Origin of the sequence: Pseudoalteromonas arabiensis, assembly GCF_001550155.1 — a bacterium.
Classification (GTDB): Bacteria; Pseudomonadota; Gammaproteobacteria; order Enterobacterales; family Alteromonadaceae; genus Pseudoalteromonas; species Pseudoalteromonas arabiensis.
The window spans coordinates 224,399-243,862 of record NZ_LRUF01000021.1 but is presented as its reverse complement, the minus strand read 5'-3'; the positions used below and the strand labels follow the sequence as shown (position 1 = coordinate 243,862).

The 19,464-nt window shown below is 41.2% G+C and carries 16 protein-coding genes; 6 read left to right on the top strand and 10 right to left on the bottom strand.

Annotated features, from left to right (window positions below; all coding sequences use genetic code 11):
* Window positions 1–417: 417 nt before the first annotated feature.
* From pyrF to gyrA, 9 genes are all read right to left on the bottom strand, one after another.
* A complete protein-coding gene (gene pyrF, locus PAARA_RS10720) occupies window positions 418–1,122 on the bottom strand; it encodes an orotidine-5'-phosphate decarboxylase (protein WP_062569030.1) in 705 nt (234 codons plus the stop codon).
* A 32-nt stretch (window positions 1,123–1,154) separates the two neighbouring features.
* Window positions 1,155–2,291, bottom strand: coding sequence for a lipopolysaccharide assembly protein LapB (gene lapB, locus PAARA_RS10715; RefSeq protein WP_062569029.1), 1,137 nt, complete (start codon window positions 2,289–2,291; stop codon window positions 1,155–1,157).
* A gap of 2 nt (window positions 2,292–2,293) precedes the next feature.
* Window positions 2,294–2,575: a lipopolysaccharide assembly protein LapA domain-containing protein gene (locus tag PAARA_RS10710; RefSeq protein WP_062569028.1), complete on the bottom strand. Its 282-nt coding sequence runs from the start codon at window positions 2,573–2,575 to the stop codon at window positions 2,294–2,296.
* A gap of 20 nt (window positions 2,576–2,595) precedes the next feature.
* Complete coding sequence (ihfB, locus tag PAARA_RS10705) at window positions 2,596–2,883, bottom strand: integration host factor subunit beta (RefSeq protein ID WP_062569027.1); 288 nt, start codon at window positions 2,881–2,883, stop codon at window positions 2,596–2,598.
* A 62-nt stretch (window positions 2,884–2,945) separates the two neighbouring features.
* Window positions 2,946–4,613: a 30S ribosomal protein S1 gene (gene rpsA / locus PAARA_RS10700; protein ID WP_062569026.1), complete on the bottom strand. Its 1,668-nt coding sequence runs from the start codon at window positions 4,611–4,613 to the stop codon at window positions 2,946–2,948.
* A 92-nt stretch (window positions 4,614–4,705) separates the two neighbouring features.
* Window positions 4,706–5,419: a (d)CMP kinase gene (gene cmk, locus PAARA_RS10695; RefSeq protein ID WP_062569025.1), complete on the bottom strand. Its 714-nt coding sequence runs from the start codon at window positions 5,417–5,419 to the stop codon at window positions 4,706–4,708.
* A gap of 104 nt (window positions 5,420–5,523) precedes the next feature.
* On the bottom strand, window positions 5,524–6,804 hold the full coding sequence (gene aroA, locus PAARA_RS10690; protein WP_062569024.1) for a 3-phosphoshikimate 1-carboxyvinyltransferase: 1,281 nt from the start codon (window positions 6,802–6,804) through the stop codon (window positions 5,524–5,526).
* 2 nt (window positions 6,805–6,806) lie between these two features.
* Entirely contained in the window at window positions 6,807–7,895 is a 1,089-nt protein-coding gene (gene serC / locus PAARA_RS10685; RefSeq protein WP_062569023.1) for a 3-phosphoserine/phosphohydroxythreonine transaminase, read from the bottom strand.
* A 69-nt stretch (window positions 7,896–7,964) separates the two neighbouring features.
* On the bottom strand, window positions 7,965–10,661 hold the full coding sequence (gyrA, locus tag PAARA_RS10680; RefSeq protein WP_062569022.1) for a DNA topoisomerase (ATP-hydrolyzing) subunit A: 2,697 nt from the start codon (window positions 10,659–10,661) through the stop codon (window positions 7,965–7,967).
* Window positions 10,662–10,837: 176 nt separating this feature from the next.
* Here gyrA and ubiG point away from each other — a divergent pair, with 176 nt between their 5' ends.
* The 5 genes from ubiG to yfaE all read left to right on the top strand — a co-directional run bounded on the left by ubiG (window position 10,838) and on the right by yfaE (window position 16,373).
* On the top strand, window positions 10,838–11,548 hold the full coding sequence (gene ubiG / locus PAARA_RS10675; protein WP_062569021.1) for a bifunctional 2-polyprenyl-6-hydroxyphenol methylase/3-demethylubiquinol 3-O-methyltransferase UbiG: 711 nt from the start codon (window positions 10,838–10,840) through the stop codon (window positions 11,546–11,548).
* A complete protein-coding gene (locus tag PAARA_RS10670) occupies window positions 11,548–12,222 on the top strand; it encodes an HAD family hydrolase (protein ID WP_062569020.1) in 675 nt (224 codons plus the stop codon). The genes ubiG and PAARA_RS10670 overlap by 1 nt, the downstream gene beginning before the upstream one ends.
* A 392-nt stretch (window positions 12,223–12,614) precedes the next feature.
* Window positions 12,615–14,900 carry a class 1a ribonucleoside-diphosphate reductase subunit alpha gene (gene nrdA, locus PAARA_RS10665; RefSeq protein ID WP_062569019.1) on the top strand — a complete coding sequence of 762 codons (2,286 nt, stop codon included), beginning with the start codon at window positions 12,615–12,617 and terminating at the stop codon, window positions 14,898–14,900.
* 70 nt (window positions 14,901–14,970) lie between these two features.
* Window positions 14,971–16,101, top strand: coding sequence for a class Ia ribonucleoside-diphosphate reductase subunit beta (nrdB, locus tag PAARA_RS10660; protein ID WP_062569018.1), 1,131 nt, complete (start codon window positions 14,971–14,973; stop codon window positions 16,099–16,101).
* Window positions 16,101–16,373 (top strand): class I ribonucleotide reductase maintenance protein YfaE, encoded by a 273-nt coding sequence (gene yfaE / locus PAARA_RS10655; protein WP_062569017.1) that lies wholly within the window; start codon window positions 16,101–16,103, stop codon window positions 16,371–16,373. The genes nrdB and yfaE overlap by 1 nt, the downstream gene beginning before the upstream one ends.
* Here the strand turns inward: yfaE and PAARA_RS10650 are convergent.
* Window positions 16,370–16,897, bottom strand: coding sequence for a YaeQ family protein (locus tag PAARA_RS10650; protein ID WP_062569016.1), 528 nt, complete (start codon window positions 16,895–16,897; stop codon window positions 16,370–16,372). The genes yfaE and PAARA_RS10650 overlap by 4 nt on opposite strands.
* Before the next feature lie 156 nt (window positions 16,898–17,053).
* Between PAARA_RS10650 and PAARA_RS10645 the strand changes: the two genes are divergently transcribed.
* Complete coding sequence (locus PAARA_RS10645; protein ID WP_062569015.1) at window positions 17,054–19,459, top strand: TonB-dependent receptor; 2,406 nt, start codon at window positions 17,054–17,056, stop codon at window positions 19,457–19,459.
* Window positions 19,460–19,464 lie beyond the last annotated feature (5 nt).

Below are 19,464 nucleotides of genomic sequence, written 5' to 3'. Positions count from 1 at the left end.
AAAGGTAGCTAACAATCATCCCTGATTCCTTTAAGTGTAGAACTATATCGCTTAGGGTATTTTATTGTCAATCAATATACTGCATCACCAAATTTCTTAAATCCAGCCATTAAAAATATTGATATAACCAAGGTGGCACTAGAAGTTTATAGGAACTAAAACTATCTCTTAAATACCTAACACTTTGGTATTTATGCGACACGCAGTTTATGTTGCATAATCGCTTGTTGGACTGAGAAGCTAACAGCTTTATTTTCACACGTCAAAAGGCTGCTACCCTAGCAATTAAGCAGGTTAAATAATTGATTTTAAGTTTAAGATTTAGCGGTAACATCACAAACAAAAAGAGCACTGTATTTAGCGCGATAAAAACCGTGCCTACAATGCTCTTTAAAAACTATTTTAAAATAACAAAAGTTATTTTAGTGAGTCGTTAATTTCTTTTAATGTTGCAACTGGGTCTGCCGATTGAGTGATTGGGCGGCCTACAACTAAATAGTCACTGCCATCTTCTACAGCTTGTTTTGGTGTCATGATGCGCTTTTGGTCACCTGCATCGCTGCCTGCAGGACGAATACCAGGGGTAACCAGTTTAAAGTCTGCGCCTAGTTCTGCTTTTAGCTTTTTCGCTTCTTGTGCTGAGCACACTACCCCATCAAGGCCTGATTCTTTGGCAAGCTTTGCGAGGTAAATTACTTGCTCTTCTGGGGTTTTATCTACACCTAAACGAGTAAGCTCTGCGGCATCCATACTGGTTAGTACAGTTACTGCAATCAGTAATGGCGCATCATCACCAAACTGTTCTAAAGCGTGTTTTGCTTTAGTCATCATTTCAACGCCACCAGAGGCATGCACGTTAACCATCCATACACCCATTTTTGCAGCCGCTGTCACAGCTTTAGCCACTGTGTTTGGAATATCGTGAAATTTTAGGTCTAAGAATACATCAAACCCAAAGTCGATTAGTTCCTTAACAAAGCTAGGACCAAAATACGTGAACATTTCTTTACCTACTTTAAGGCGACACGCATCAGGTGATAATTGCTTTACAAACGCAAGAGCTGTTTGTTGATCATCATAATCAAGGGCAATTAATACTTTTTTTGAATCTTCGACAGACATAACTTTCCTAAAAACTAATGGACTAATATGAATTAAAAACCGTCTATGCCACGGCTTGGAACAATTGTTTCCCAGTGCTTACAAGATGGACATACCCAATAAATGGTATGACTGGTAAAGCCACAGTGCTGGCACTGAAAATCAGGTTTGGTTGCGATATAAGACGTTACTAGCTTATCAATTTGATCGAGTACATCTTTAATATCGTTGTTTTGTTTGGCAAGTAGCTGTAATAAAAAGCTAAAGCCACGGATAGTTGGATGACGTTTTAAACTATCCGTTAAAAATTTGATTGCTTGATCAATATGACCTTGTTCTAGTAAAGCTTGGCAGTGTTTTATTTTTATAAGTACCCCACCCTTATCGAGCAACTCGTTGAGTAGCTCATGAAATTGATGAGTTAAATTAAGCTTTTCGTAACTTATAGCTAGCTGTTCAACAAATACAGGGGCAAAAAAGGTAAATTGGCAAATTAGCTCACGCCAATAGTAGATTGCTTTTACGTAGTCTTCTTTAATAAATGCACTGTGGCCAAGCTCATACAATGGGCGAATAGCTTTGTGGTTTAAGCTAATGGCTTTACGCATAATTTGCGTATCATTATCTTGTAAGGCCGCTTCACAGTAAAAGTTGGCAATGGCTTTTATATGCTGAGGCTTAGTGAACAAATCACTGTGCGCCTCGTACATATTGATGCCTTTTTCCCATTCACGGGTTTGTGAATAAAGATTAATAATTGGCTCTAACGCGTCTTTGTTTCCTGCCTTTACAAGCCAAACTAAGTGTTCTTCTGCACCATCTAATAAGCCTGCCATAATATAATCTTCTGCAAGCTCAAGTCGGCTAGTAGCAGCTTGTTGCTCATCAAGGCTTGGGTGTTTTAATAATAGCTCATGAATTTTAATTGCGCGGTCAAGCTCGCCACGGCGGCGGAACATGGTTGCAAGTGTTGAGTAGTGTTCAACTGAATCAGCAGCGACTTCAAGTAGATTAATAAGGTGTTCTAAGCCTTGATCTTCTTCTCTGTCTAAGAGAAATTTAAGGCCTTTAGAATATTCAGAGGTGATTTGTCTATTAAGCTGATGAGCTTGGTTTTTAGCACTGTTTTTACCCATTATCCAACCGTAACCGGCTGCAACGGGTAAAAGTAAAAACAGAAGCTCAATCATGATTAGGTGTCTTTATTAGCAACAAGCTTTTTATTGTTTTTTTCAGGCGCTAACTTTTTCTTTAAGCGATAATTTTGCCACTTTAACTGCGAAAACAGTGTAAAGCTTATAAAACAACCAATGGCGACACCTAAAACAAAGCAGATACTTATTACAACAGCTAAGGGCAACGTATTACTGGCAATTAAATAGTTGATTTGCACCAATTGTGGATTTTGTGAACCAAGTACAAACGCAATAAATAAACACAGCGCTATTAATACAATTTTTAATACCCTAAACAAGTAACTACTCCTGTATAAAACTAGGCAATACTCTCATTTACGCGATCACGTAATTCTTTACCTGGTTTAAAATGTGGTACGTGCTTACCGTCTAACTCAACTGTTTCGCCAGTCTTTGGATTACGACCTGTGCGTGGAGAACGATAATGCAATGAGAAACTTCCAAAGCCACGGATCTCAATACGATCTGAGCTAGATAATGAACCGGCCATTTGTTCAAGAATTTCTTTAACGGCATTTTCAACATCTTTCACTGGGATATGTGCATGTTGTTCAGCTAGTTGTTCTATCAATTCTGACTTAGTCATAACGTTTCCTTAAAAAGAGATAAAGGAAGGGCAAAACTGCCCTTCCAATTAAAGACTATTGATTAGTCTTTTTGAGCATTTTTGAATGCTGCAGCCATTGCGTTTTCGAACGCAGGCTCTTCTTTCTTAAGCTTCTCTAGTACTTCTTTCTCTTCTGCTTCGAAAAGAGCTTTAACTGATAAGCTTAAAGTGCGGTTCTTACGATCAACACCAACGTATTTCGCTTCGATTTCGTCGCCTTCAGAAACTACAGTTGTAGCATCTTCAACACGCTCTTGAGCGATATCAGCTACACGGATGTAACCTTCAACGCCTTCGATTAGCTCAACAGTTGCGCCTTTCGCATCAACTTCAGTCACTTTACCTTTAACAATAGCACCTTTTTTGTTTGCGTCCAGGTAGTTATTGAAAGGGTCAGCTTCGATTTGCTTAACGCCTAGAGAGATACGCTCACGCTCTGGGTCAACTTGCAATACGATAGCAGTGATTTCGTCGCCTTTCTTGAATTCACGTACAGCTTCTTCGCCTGGCGTGTTCCAAGAAATGTCTGAAAGGTGAACAAGACCGTCAATACCGCCTTCAAGACCGATGAAGATACCGAAGTCAGTGATTGATTTGATCTTACCAGTAACTTGGTCGCCTTTGTTTTGTAGACGAGCAAATTCTTGCCATGGGTTAGCAATACATTGCTTAAGACCAAGAGAAATACGACGACGCTCTTCGTCGATTTCAAGAACCATAACTTCAACAGTGTCACCTAGTGAAACAACTTTTGAAGGGTGGATGTTCTTGTTAGTCCAATCCATTTCAGAAACGTGTACTAGACCTTCTACGCCTTCTTCGATTTCAACGAAACAACCGTAGTCAGTAAGGTTAGTTACACGACCAGAAAGCTTAGAACCTTCTGGGTAACGACCAGCGATAGCTGCCCATGGATCTTCGCCAAGCTGTTTAAGGCCTAGAGATACACGAGTCTTCTCTTTGTCGAATTTAAGAACTTTAACTGCGATTTCGTCGCCAACATTAACGATTTCTGAAGGGTGCTTAACACGCTTCCACGCCATGTCTGTGATGTGTAGTAGACCGTCAACACCACCAAGGTCAACGAACGCACCGTAGTCAGTAAGGTTCTTAACGATACCTTTAACTTCTTGACCTTCAACAAGGTTAGCAAGAAGTTCTTCACGCTCTTGTGAGTTTTCTGATTCGATAACTGCACGGCGAGAAACAACAACGTTGTTACGTTTTTGGTCAAGCTTGATTACTTTGAACTCAAGCTCTTTACCTTCAAGGTGAGTTGTGTCACGTACTGGACGAACATCAACAAGTGAACCAGGTAGGAAAGCACGGATTGAATCAACTTCAACAGTGAAACCGCCTTTAACTTTACCGTTGATAACACCAGTAACAGTTTCTTGCTCTTCACACGCTTTCTCAAGACGGATCCACGCTTCGTGACGCTTCGCTTTCTCACGAGAAAGGATAGTTTCACCGAAACCGTCTTCGATTGCATCTAGTGCAACATCTACTTCGTCGCCAACAGCAACTTCTAGTTCACCAGCAGCATTTTTGAATTGCTCAGCAGGGATTGCACTCTCAGATTTAAGACCAGCATCAACAAGTACGATGTTGTTCTCGATTGAGATAACTGTACCTTTAACGATAGAGCCTTGCTCTGCTTCAAAACCCTTTAGGCTTTCTTCAAATAACTGCGCAAAATTTTCTGACATTATACGTCTCTAAATAATTAAATAACCAATTAGCAACCATGCTGCATGGGGTTGTTAAAATAGCACTGGCCTCCTGCCGGCACCTTAAAAATTTACTTTTTAGCTTTAGGAAGCTTACCTGCAAGCACGGCTTCATCTAACAAAGTTACAACTTTATCAAACACTTGCATTGCATTAAAATCACTTGTGTCGATTTCAATGGCGTCATCTGCAGGTACAAGCGGCGCAACTTCACGATTCATATCGCGATGATCACGCGCCTTTATATCCTCAAGTAGACCACTTAGTGTAACATCTAGACCACGTTCGTTCAACTCTGTAAAACGTCGACGCGCGCGCTCCTCAGCAGAGGCAGTTAAATATATCTTCAGTGGTGCATCAGGGAACACGACCGTTCCCATATCACGACCATCAGCAATTAAACCATTTTCAGTTCTAAATGCTCGCTGGCGGCGTAACAATGCTTCTCTAACTCGCGGCAGTGCTGCTACTTTTGAGGCAGCAGCGCCTACTTCTTCGTTTCTAATTGTGGTTGTGACATCCTCGCCTTCCAAAATAATTTTCGATGTGTGTGCTTGGCTATCAACCAAAAATTGCACATCTAAATTTGCAGCAAGAGGAACAAGACCTTCTTCATTGTCTAATTCAATTTGATGATGGAGTGCCGCAAGTGACAACACACGATAAATCGCACCGCTGTCTAATACATCCCAACCTAATTTCTCGGCTAACAAGCGGCAAACAGTTCCTTTACCTGAACCACTTGGGCCATCTATGGTGATAACGGGCATTGATAACGCCTGCATTTATAACCTCCTGCAATGCACACCAAAATAAAACCGCGATATTATACGTCAGTTCTGATAATAGATCCGCATTTAGAGTGTAACTTTTTATATTTTCTTCTGTTTTATTGAGTTGAGACAGACTCTAGTACTTTGAAAAACGTTGGAAAAGTTTTGTATGTACACTTAGGATCGTTAATGGTAATTGGCTTACCGCCAACTGCCACCATCGCAAAGCACATGGCAATACGATGATCGTTATAGGTATCAATCGCTACATCGTTAAATGTTTTAGGTGGTGTAATTTCGATGAAATCTTCCCCTTCAACAACTTCAGCACCTACTTTTCGAAGCTCTGTGGCCATGGCATATAAGCGATCTGTTTCTTTCACGCGCCAGTTATAAATGTTGCGAATGGCCGTTTTACCTTTTGCAAAAAGCGCAACAGTTGCTAGCGTCATTGCGGCATCTGGGATTGCATTGGCATCAATATCTACGGCGTTAAGCTCTCCCTTACGAACCACCAGCTTTTCATCGTACCAATCGATTTTAGCGCCAACTTGTTCCATGACTTTAGCAAAGCCAATGTCGCCTTGAACAGATGCAGCACCTACCCCATTGATCTCAATTTCGCCGCCCGCTATTGCAGCTGCCGCAACGAAGTAAGAAGCACTAGATGCATCCCCTTCAACCATAATACGTTCAAGTGCTTGATACTGTTGACAGCCTTTAACGTAAAACGTTTCGTAATTGTCATGGCTCACAGTAACGCCAAAACGCTTCATCACATCAAGGGTGATATCGATATAAGGTTTTGATACCAAGGTGCCTTTAATAGTGATTTCTGTGTCGCCATTAAATAGCGGGGCTGCCATTAATAATGCAGTTAAAAATTGACTTGAAATGCTGCCATCAATGTCAACTTTACCACCGTTGATTTTGCCGCCTTTAATGGCCAGTGGTGGATAATCTTTGCTTTTTAGGTATTCAACATCACCGCCAAGTGCTTGTAGCGCATCAACCAAATGGCCGATTGGGCGCTCTTCCATACGAGGCTCACCCACCAGTTGGTATTCGCCTTCAACAGCAGCTAAAACAGCTGTAAGTGGACGATAAGCAGTACCGGCATTGCCTAAAAATAGCGGCTCGCTAGGTGTTTTAAATTTACCGGCAACACCTTCGACAGTTGCCACTGTTTTATCTTCATTAAGCGATACATTAACGCCTAAAAGTTTTAGTGCACCTAACATATGACGAATGTCATCACTATCAAGTAGGTTTTCTACAACTGTGGTGCCCTCTGCCAGCGCTGTTAACAGTAAAATACGGTTTGATAAACTTTTTGAGCCAGGCAGTGTCACACTGCCATTTACCTTTGTAATCGGTTCAAGACGAAGCTGTTCCATAATTAGCTGTTCTCCTTGGCGAATTTATCCATAAAATTAACCAAAGCTTGAACACCTTCTAACGGCATCGCGTTATAGATACTTGCACGCATACCACCGACAATACGGTGGCCTTCAAGAGCTAATAAGCCTGCTTCTTTTGACTCAATGATAAACTTGTCATTAAGCGATTCGTCGTTTAACCAAAACGGTACGTTCATACGTGAACGGCAATGCTTAGCAACTTTATTATTATAAAAATCAGAGTTATCAATAAAATTGTAAAGTAGCTCTGCTTTTGCGATATTTTGCTCTTCCATGGCTTTAACGCCGCCATTTGCTTCAAGCCATTCAAAGACTTCAGCTGCTAAGTACCACGCAAATGTAGGTGGCGTGTTATACATACTGCCTTGTTTTGCTTCTAATGCGTAATCAAGAATACCTGGCTTTGCAAGGCCCTCGCGCTCAAGTAGCGTTTTGCGGATAATAACAATCGATAAGCCAGACGGACCGATATTCTTTTGTGCACCAGCGTAAATAAGATCAAACTGATTCACATCAATTTCACGCGATAAAATAGTCGAAGACATGTCAGCCACAATGGGGGCTGATGGATGTGAAGGCACATCAAAAATTTCAATACCATCTACGGTTTCATTTGGGCAATAGTGAATGTACGATGCATCCGCAGGTAATTCCCAGCTGCTCGCTGGTTTGATAGAAAACTGGCCATTTTGCTGCTCATCATCACGAACATTGATGCTTTCAACAGCAGTAAATTTTGCGGCTTCTTGTGTCGCACCTTTCGACCATACACCGTTTTCACAATAAACGGCGGTTTTATCATTAAGGTGAAGATTCAATGGCACAGCGCTAAATTGACCACGGCCACCACCGTGCATAAATAACACTTCAAATTCATCGCTAATATTCATTAAACGACGCAGGCTAGCTTCACATTTAGCTGTGAGCTCTATGAAATCACTACTGCGATGGCTGATTTCCATCACAGATACACCTAAACCTTGCCAATCTATAAATTCTTTTTGTGCTTTTTGCATTACTGCCGGCGGCAGCATTGCCGGTCCTGCACAAAAATTATATTTAGTCATTACTTTGCCTCATTCCAGTAATTATAGTGCTAATAAAAAAAGCGGCCGAAGCCGCTTTTTAAATCAATGTTATTCTGAAGGTGGGTTATCACCCGTTTCTTCAGGATTTGTATCGACTACTTCAACGGCCTCGCCTTCGATGGCTTCAAGCTCATCAACTTCGATTTCTTCGATACGTTGTAAACCAACTACTTGCTCTTCGTCAATAGTTCGTATCAAAATAACGCCCTGTGTATTACGACCAACTGTAGAAACCTCATTAACCCTAGTACGTACGAGTGTACCGCGATTAGAGATAATCATGATTTCGTCGTTGTCATCAACTTGTACTGCACCAACCACAGCGCCATTACGCTCGCTTACTTTGATTGATACAACACCTTGCGTTGCACGGCTCTTCGATGGGTAATCTTCAAGTGCCGTACGCTTACCGTAACCATTTTCAGTCACAGTGAGGATTGCACCATCTGACTTAGGTACGATTAATGACACCACGCGTTGATCGTCTGCCATCTTAATACCACGAACACCCGTCGCTGTACGGCCCATTGGACGTACACCTTTGAAGCGGATTTCTGGGTTACCATTTTCGTCTAGAACTGCATTGCCGTTTTCATCAACGACAGCTGATTCTTCCGCTTCTTTAAAGCGAACAACTTTACCCGCATCAGTGAATAGCATGATTTCATTCGTGCCATCAGTGATATCAACACCAATTAGGCTATCGCCTTCATTTAGGTTCACAGCGATGATACCGCTGGCACGTTGACGGCTGTATGCTGTAAGTGGTGTTTTCTTAACTGTACCGAACGCAGTCGCCATGAAGATGTATTTATCTTCTTCGTACTCACGTACCGGTAAGATAGCAGTAATACGTTCATCCGCTTCAAGTGGTAATAAGTTAACAATTGGCTTACCGCGCGCCGCACGGCTTGCAAGTGGTAACTGATATACTTTAAGCCAGTATAAGCGACCTGCCGTTGAGAAACACAGGATAGTATCGTGTGTATTGGCAACTAATAGACGTTCGATGAAATCTTCATCTTTCATCTTCGTTGCTGACTTACCTTTACCACCACGACGCTGTGCTTCGTAGTCAGATAATGGTTGATACTTAACGTAACCTTCGTGAGAAAGCGTTACAACAACGTCTTCTTCATTAATTAGGTCTTCAAGGCTGATATCGTGAGCTGCTGCACTGATTTCAGTACGACGTTCGTCACCATATTGCTCTTTAATTTCTACTAGCTCGTCGCGGATAACTTCCATTAGGCGATCTGGGCTTGAAAGTATAAATAAAAGCTCAGCAATAAGATCAAGGAGTGTTTGGTACTCGTCTAAAATCTTTTCATGCTCAAGACCCGTTAGCTTGTGTAAACGTAGGTCTAGAATTGCTTGTGCTTGTTGCTCAGATAAATAGTATTGACCGTCACGGATACCTAAATCATCAGCTAACCAATCAGGACGTGCAACGTTATCTTCACCTGCTTTTTCAAGCATTGCTTTAACAGTACCCAGCTCCCATGAGCGTGCTGTTAATGCTGCTTTTGCTTCTGCTGGTGTTGGTGACTTACGAATCAGTTCAATAATCGGATCGATATTCGCAAGAGCAATCGCTAAGCCTTCAAGCGTGTGAGCACGGTCACGGGCTTTACGTAAATCAAATACCGTACGACGTGTAACCACTTCACGGCGGTGTACGATAAACGCTTCAAGCATTTCTTTAAGGTTAAAGCACTTAGGTTGGTTGTTATCTAGTGCAACCATGTTCATACCAAACACAGTTTGTAACTGAGTTTGTGCATAAAGGTTATTTAAGATTACTTCTCCAACATCACCACGTTTGATTTCGATAACGATGCGCATACCGTCTTTATCTGATTCATCACGTAGTGCGCTAATACCTTCAATCTTCTTATCTTTAACAAGCTCAGCGATCTTTTCGATAAGGCGTGCTTTGTTAACTTGATAAGGGATTTCGTGGACGATGATCGTCTCACGGCCAGTTTTTTCGTCCACTTCGATTTCAGCGCGAGCACGAATGTAAACTTTACCACGACCCGTTAGGTACGCTTGCTCAATACCTTTTTTACCATTGATAATCGCCGCAGTCGGGAAATCTGGACCTGGGATATATTCAATAAGGTCAGCAATTGTCATATCAGGGTTTTGAATAAGCGCTAAACAACCATTGATAACTTCTGTTAAGTTATGAGGTGGAATGTTTGTCGCCATACCAACCGCGATACCCGAAGAACCGTTTACTAATAAGTTAGGTACTTTAGTAGGTAATACGTCAGGAATTTGCTCAGTACCATCGTAGTTAGGTACGTAATCAACCGTTTCTTTTTCTAAGTCAGCTAATAATTCATGTGACATTTTCGCCATACGGACTTCCGTATAACGCATTGCTGCCGCAGAGTCACCATCAACAGAACCAAAGTTACCTTGGCCGTCAACTAGCATATAGCGTAATGAGAAAGGCTGCGCCATACGAACGATGGTGTCATATACCGCGCTGTCGCCATGTGGGTGGTACTTACCGATTACATCACCAACAACACGTGCTGATTTCTTGTAAGGTTTATTCCAATCATTATTGAGTTCGTTCATTGCGAATAAAACACGGCGGTGAACAGGCTTTAAGCCGTCACGTACGTCTGGCAATGCACGCCCTACGATTACACTCATCGCGTAATCAAGGTAGGAATTTTTTAATTCATCTTCAATATTGACTGGCAGAATTTCATTGGCGAGATCAGTCATTTGATTTCACATTCCTTCAGTATTGACTCATAAAGAGGCAAAGCGCCGTCTTCAGAGCTTTAGTTATTATTTCCAGACCATGCTATCACAATTTATTTAGATTTACAGGCGCTAAATCTTTGCGATTTATTAATTTACCCCTATATAATGGCCTCAGATTGACGAGGAAGTTTTTTATGACCGAACATCAAAATGTAGATAATGCAGAAATTGCAAAGTTTGAAGCCATCGCAGAACGTTGGTGGGACCGCGACGGAGAGTTCAAACCTCTTCATGAAATAAATCCTCTTCGCTTGGATTTTGTTGCCGATAAAGTGGGCGGCTTATTTGATAAAGAAACCTTAGATGTTGGCTGTGGCGGCGGCATCTTAAGTGAAAGTATGGCACGTATGGGCGCAAAGGTGACCGGCATCGATATGGGTCAAGAGCCATTAACCGTTGCCAAACTACACAGTTTGGAAACCGGCGTGCCCGTTGATTATATTAAAGTACCCGCAGAAGAGTTTGCTGAAGAGCACCCTGCTCGCTTTGATGTGATCACTTGTATGGAAATGCTGGAGCATGTTCCAGATCCTGCTTCTATTATTCGTGCTGTAGCAGAACTTGCCAAACCGGGCGCCGATGTGTTCTTTTCAACATTAAATAAAACCCCGAAAGCATACTTATTTGCCATTGTTGGCGCTGAAAAGCTTTTAAAAATGGTGCCCGAAGGTACTCATGACCACAAGAAGTTTATAAAACCTGCACAGCTTATTGCATGGGCAGAAGAGGCAGGCTTAAAAGTAAGAGCCAGTACAGGCCTTACCTATAATCCGTTCTCTAAGCAGTACAGCTTAAATGATGATGTCAGTGTTAATTACATTCTTCACTTTGAGAAACTGGTCTGATGAGTGGTGTACAAACACCCTCTATCGATTTTGATGCGTTTATCTTTGATTTAGATGGCACACTACTCGATACCGCAGATGACTTAGGTGGCGCATTAAACCGTGTCTTAGCTGATGCCAATGTGGCGCCTGTTGCTGAGCATGTTTATCGCCCCGCAGCTTCTAATGGTGCAAATGCATTATTAGAAGTAGGCTTTGGTGATAAATGGCCCGAACTTGAACAACTCGCCTTGCGCCAGCAGCTTCTTGACTACTACGCTGCAGATATTGCTGTGCACAGTAAATGCTTTAAGGGTATAGAGCAGCTCTTAGTTGCACTTGAACAAAAAGACATTAAATGGGGCATTATGACTAATAAACCAGGTTTTTTAACAGAGCCGTTAGTCAAAGCAATCCCTTCTTTAAGTAATGCTATGGCTGTGGTGAGTGGAGATACACTAGACGTGGCGAAGCCATCTCCAGATCCACTACTGCATACTGCTGAGATCCTCAATGTTGATCCCAGTCGTTGTTTATATATAGGGGATGCGGAGCGCGACATCCAAGCGGCAAAAGCAGCCAATATGTATAGTGCTACTGCTTTATGGGGCTATATACCCAGTGTTGATGCTGCTCTGGATTGGCAAGCTGATTTCAATTGGCATTCGCCTATTGATGGATTTAACCATATATAGTGCTATATTTAAATTTAGATACTATATATTGTGATCGGTTTGAGTTTTGAGCATTCTTTGACGATAAAAAAAACAGTCAAAATTTATTTTCAAAAACGGTAAATTTTCTAGATCTTGAGTTGATTTTTACAAATTTCATCATCAATGAATGGTCAAAGGTTAATGCTCACTAACACAATGCGCTTATCCAGTAGTTATCCACAAATAGGGGCATTTCTGTCCCTTGCAAATGATCGCAGACCACACTATCTTGTGATCTGCAATTTAAAGAACACCAGATATTGTGGCTAAATGTTATTCAATTCACACAATCTAGTGTTTAATAATAAAAATTATACTGAAGAATAAGTTTTCACTAAAAATATAATTTCCCAAGGAATACAGGCAAGACTATGAACCAACAGCTATCTGTAAGCAAACGTGACGGCCGTAAAGAGTCACTTGATCTAGATAAGATCCACCGCGTGATCGCTTGGGCCGCCGAAGGTCTAAATAACGTGTCTGTCTCGCAAGTTGAATTAAAATCACATATTCAATTTTACGATGGAATTCGTACCGATGACATTCATGAAACTATCATCAAAGCGGCAGCTGATCAGATCTCTAAAGATACGCCTGACTACCAATACCTTGCTGCTCGATTAGCTGTATTCCATTTACGTAAAAAAGCGTACGGCCAATTTGAGCCACCACGCTTATATGATCACATCACGAAATTAGTTGAAGACAAACGTTATGATCAACACTTACTTGTTGATTATACCGAGCAAGAAATCGATGAGTTAGATTCTTATATTGATCACAACCGCGACTTAAACTTCAGCTATGCTGCTGTAAAACAGCTAGAAGGGAAATATTTGGTTCAAAACCGTGTTACTGGTGAAATTTACGAAAGTGCACAGTTTTTATATATCTTAGTGGCTGCAAGCTTATTCTCTGATTATCCAAAAGAGACGCGTCTTGACTACATCAAGCGCTTTTATGATGCAGTATCTACATTCAAGATTTCATTACCAACACCTATCATGGCCGGTGTGCGTACGCCTACGCGCCAGTTCAGCTCATGTGTACTTATCGAGTGTGGTGATAGCCTAGATTCTATTAATGCGACATCGTCTGCAATCGTTAAGTATGTTTCGCAACGTGCAGGGATTGGTATTAATGCGGGTCGAATCCGTGCGCTTGGCAGCCCTATTCGCAACGGTGAAGCGTACCACACAGGTTGTATCCCGTTTTATAAGCATTTTCAAACAGCGGTTAAAAGCTGTTCACAAGGTGGTGTACGCGGCGGCGCAGCAACCCTATTCTACCCATTATGGCACTTAGAAGTTGAAAACTTATTAGTTCTTAAGAACAACCGTGGTGTTGACGATAACCGTGTTCGTCACCTTGACTACGGTGTACAGTTCAACAAATTAATGTACAGCCGTTTAATTAAAGATGATTACATCACATTATTTAGCCCATCAGATGTACCTGGTCTATATGACGCCTTCTTCGAAGATCAAGCGAAGTTTGATGAGCTATATGTTAAGTACGAGCAAGACGAGTCAATTCGCAAAAAACGTATTAAAGCGATTGAGTTATTCTCAATGTTTGCACAAGAGCGTGCAAGCACAGGTCGTATCTACTTACAAAATGTTGACCACTGTAATACACACAGCCCGTTCATTTCGACTGTGGCACCAATTCGTCAATCTAACCTATGTTTAGAAATTGCATTACCAACTAAGCCACTTAGCAATGTAATGGATGAAGAAGGTGAAATTGCACTGTGTACTTTGTCTGCGTTTAACTTAGGTGCAATTGAATCACTTGATGAATTAGAAGAGCTTGCTGAACTTGCAGTTCGTGCGCTTGATAACTTACTTGATTTCCAAGACTACCCTGTTCCAGCAGCTAAAAACGCGACTATGGGTCGTCGTACGTTAGGTATTGGTGTAATTAACTTTGCTTACTACTTAGCGAAAAATGGCAAGCGTTACTCAGACGGCAGTGCAAATGCGCTGACTCACAAAACATTTGAAGCAATTCAATATTACCTAATGAAAGCGTCAAATGAGTTAGCGAAAGAACGTGGTGCATGTCCAAAATTTAACGAGACTACGTATTCTCAAGGTATTATGCCAACAGATACTTACAAGCGTGACCTTGATCAGTTCTGTGAAGAGCCACTTCACTTAGATTGGGATTCATTACGTGCCAGCATTAAAGAGCACGGTATGCGTAACTCGACGCTGTCTGCACTCATGCCTTCAGAGACATCATCGCAAATCTCTAATGCAACAAATGGTATTGAACCACCACGTGGTCATATCAGTGTTAAAGCAAGTAAAGATGGTATCTTAAAGCAAGTAGTACCAGAGTATGAAAATCTGAAAGATAACTACGAGCTACTGTGGGATATTCCTTCAAACGATGGTTACTTACAACTTGTTGGTATTATGCAAAAATTCGTTGACCAAACGATCTCTGCAAACACGAACTATGATCCATCTAAGTACGAAGGCGGTAAAGTACCTATGAAGGTGCTATTAAAAGATTTACTAACTGCGTATAAACTCGGTGTTAAAACCCTGTACTATCACAACACCCGTGACGGTGCATCTGACTCTCAAGATGAGTTAACACCTGAGGTTGAAGATGACAGTTGTGCAGGCGGCGCTTGTAAAATCTAATTAAATTAATAACATAACAAAGGCGGGCTCATTAGCCCGCTTTGTCCTGACTGTTTTTTGAGAAATCACTATGTCATATACAACTTTTAGTCGAAACCATAATAACCAATTACAAGAACCGATGTTTTTCGGCCAAACAGTAAACGTGTCACGTTACGATCAACAAAAGTACCCTATTTTCGAAAAGCTAATAGAAAAACAATTATCGTTTTTCTGGCGCCCTGAAGAGGTTGACGTAAGTAAAGATCGCTTAGATTTCCAAGCGCTTCCTGATCATGAAAAACACATTTTCTTGAGTAACCTAAAATATCAAACACTACTTGATAGTGTGCAAGGTCGCTCTCCAAATGTTGCCTTACTGCCGATTGTATCAATCCCTGAGCTTGAAACATGGATCGAAACATGGGCATTCAGCGAGACTATTCACAGCCGTTCTTATACGCATATTATTCGTAACGTAACGCAATCTCCTGAGCTTATCTTCGATGATATTGTAAGCAATGAAAAAATCAGTGAGCGCGCTGATGCGGTAACTAAATACTATGATGATTTAATCAACATGGTATCGCTATATAACTTATATGGTGAAGGTAAACATGTTATTAATGGTAAAGAAATCAAAGTAAGCTTATTTGATCTTAAAAAGCAGCTTTACCTTGCTATGATGTCGGTTAACATCCTAGAAGCCATTCGTTTTTACGTAAGTTTTGCGTGTTCATTTGCTTTCGCTGAGCGTGAATTAATGGAAGGTAATGCGAAAATCATCAAGTTAATTGCGCGTGATGAAGCACTGCACTTGTCTGGCACACAGCACATTCTAAACATTATGCAAGATGGTAAGGACGACCCAGAAATGGCGATCGTTGCTGCACAATGCCGCGAAGAAGCGATCCAAATGTTTGTCGAAGCTGCCGAGCAAGAAAAAGATTGGGCAGAATACTTATTCAAAGATGGCTCTATGATTGGTCTAAATAAAGATATCTTATGCCAATACGTTGAATACATCACTAATGCACGTATGACTGCGGTAGGCTTACCTGCTCAGTTTGAAAGTAAGAGCAATCCTATTCCTTGGATCAACTCTTGGTTGGTATCAGACAATGTACAAGTTGCCCCTCAAGAAGCTGAAATTAGCTCTTATCTAGTTGGTCAAATCGACTCTCAAGTTGATGCATCTGACTTTGGTGACTTCGACCTGTAATGAGCACTAACATCACTGCACAGGTTATCCTTGCAGGAACAGACAGCCAGAATGTAGAGTTTGATTCTGGCTGTTCATCTCTCCTTGAATGCCTAGAACAACAAAAAATAGATGTCCCCTACCAATGCCGAGAAGGTTACTGCGGTGCATGCCGTGCAAAATTAGTTGAAGGGAGCGTCAAGTATAATCAAGAGCCGCTTGCTTTTGTGCGAGAAGGCGAAGTTTTACTATGTTGCAGTAAGCCCAATGGTAAGATAACCATTGAGCTTTAGTGCCAAACTAATTGCTTACTCTGATAAAAACCAAGCTTATCTGCAACACTGATTGCATGCTCATCAATAGTGACATCCCACTGTAGGTTTTTGGTTAGGTGTGACGCTAAATCATCGATAAATTGATGATCAAAGGCAATCAAATGTCCATTGCTGATCAGTTCAAGTGAATGCTGATATTCATTCAGCCAATCACCATCCAATGTTGTCACTACCCATAATTCATCCACCCTTTTCGCCACTTTACTGAGAGTGGGAAAATCTGGTTCATCAACGACTAACCAAGTTATATAGTGCTCATCTAATGCTTTGATAGCAACATCAGGCTCCGAACGATCTGATTTTGCATTAAGCACAGCATCCTCATTATATGCAAATACACAATAACTTAATAATTTAAGAACAAAGTGCTGGTAGCTTTCTGAGCGCTCGCACGCAGTAGTAAATACCGTAGAATGATTACGGTGCTGGCGTAAATCAGCGATACTAAATTGTGCCTTGAATACCCTATTTTTATCAGACATAGCTGTTAACCTTTACACGAGTAAGGTGTCTTGAGTATAGCCGATGTATGGTAAATAGCGACAAAACAAAAGTTATACTATAACGTCATTGTTTTGCCATAAATGAGGTGTTATATTATATCAAGATTATTAATAATAAACTCAGAAGTAGGAACGATGAATAAACTTACAGTACTTTCAAGTGCCGTTGCAGCAGCTTTATTTTCACATTCAAGCTTTGCAGCTGTTATCTCAGGTCAAGTTCTAGACGATAAGCAACAACCCATTGCAAATGCCGAAATTCATGTTCACGGTAAATCACAAACAGTGGTGACGGACAAATCAGGTCAATTTAAAATTGATGTAGATAACAAAGGCCAACTCCACATAAGTAAAGACAACTACATTGATAAACGTATAGAAATTTCTGGTGACAGCCAATCTGTTGTCGTCAATCTAACACCGACGTCAGTTGAAACTGTTGTTGTTTATGCATCAGCCCTACATAAAAATAGTTTAGAAATGATCTCACCGGTTAATGTACTTGCTGGTGATAATTTAAAAAACAAAGCCAAGCCAACTTTAGGTGAAACACTAAAAGGCTTACCTGGTGTGAATGCCAGTTATTTTGGCCCAGTTTCATCAAGTCCAATTATTCGTGGCTTAGATGGTCCACGTGTAAAAATCACCCAAAATGGTCTTGATAGCAGCGATGCCTCACGTATAGGCCCAGATCACGCCACATCTAACGACAGCTTAGCTGCTGAACAAATCGAAGTACTTCGCGGCCCGGCTACCCTACTATATGGCTCAGGTGCGATTGGTGGTGTAGTAAACGTCGTTGATAATCGCATCCCTACCGATAGCATCGATACGCTAACCGGCGCTGCACAATACACTCACGATACAGTGTCGAATACCAATACCTACGCCGCTAAGTTAGAAACGGGTAATAACGGATTTAATTTCCATTTTGACGGAACTAAGCGTAAAGGCCACGATTATGAAACCCCTACCTTCGAGCTTCCTGAAGAACACGAAGAACATGAAGGTGAAGAGCATGAAGAGCACGAAACAGCGAACAGCGTAGAAAACACATTTATCGACAGCGAAACGCTGAATTTTGGTACTAGCTATGTAGGTGAACATTTAACGGTAGGCATGTCCTATGGTCGTATTGAAACTGACTATGGTATTCCTGCTCATGAACACCATCATCATGAACATGACGAGCATGAAGAAGGTGAGCATCATGAAGGTGAACAAGAGCATGAAGAATCAGTATTTGCACGCTTAGAACAAGACCGTTGGCAAGGTTACATGAGCTATGCATTGCACGATAACTGGATCGAAAATATTACGCTTCGTGTCGGTTACACTGATTATCAACATGCCGAAATTGAAGGTGGAGAAATCGGCACTGTTTTTCATAACGAAACAACAGAAGCACGTGCCACTGTTGAGCATAAATTAGGACAGTGGCATGGCATAGCAGGCTATCACTTTTATGAGTCTGATTATGATGCAGACGGTGAAGAAGCCTTTACCCCTGCCAGCACCACAACTTCAAACGCATTATTTTTACTCGAAGAAAGACAATTTGGTGACGTTACGGTTGAGCTCGGTGCACGAATCGAAGATTACAAAATTGACTCTGATATCACCATGAGTGAACACCATCACGATCATGAAGATGACCACGAGGAAGAAGCACACGAAGAAGCTGAAATTATCAGCTACAGCGAAGATTTCACAAACCTTAGCTTATCTGCAGGTGCGATTTGGCAATATCAAGAAGGTCAAAGTGTTGCTCTAAGTGTGTCACGTTCAGAGCGTGCACCACTGAGTGCTGAGCTACTATCAAATGGTGTGCACATTGCTACTAGTACCTATGAATTGGGCCTTGGTTATCACATTGAGGATGGTGAAATTCATTTTGAACCTGAAAATATTGATCAAGAAACTGCCACCAATTTTGATTTAAGCTTCCGCCGTTTTATTGGCGATTTTGGTTACACAGTTAATTTCTTCTATAACGATATTGAAAACTACTACTACCAACAAAATACAGGCTTAGTATTTGATGAAGAGCATGGTTTAGAGTCAGCAGCTGATGCTGATGAAGATGCAATGGCGGTTTATCAATTCGCGAGTAAAGATGCAAAACTTTACGGTGTTGAGTTTGATGTTCATTACCAAGTTACACCGAGCGCATTGGTGAAAGTATTTGGTGATTCAACAACTGCGAAATTAAAGGATGGTGAAGGCTATTTACCACGTGTGCCAGCCAATAAACTTGGCTCTGAATTACAATACACATTTGCAGATTGGCAGTTTAGCTTAACAGGTACACATTATTTTGAGCAGTCAGATATCACAGCCTATGAAACAAAAACTGATGGCTATACTTTGTTTGATGCATCTGCTAACTACCAACTCGATTTAGGCCCTGTAGATACACAGCTTTATATTAATATTGATAACTTAACCGATGAGCTAGGTTTCGTACACAGCTCATTTATTAAAGAGAAAGCACCACTACCAGGTCGTAATTTCAGCTTAGGTATTCGCGGTTATTTCTAATTTGA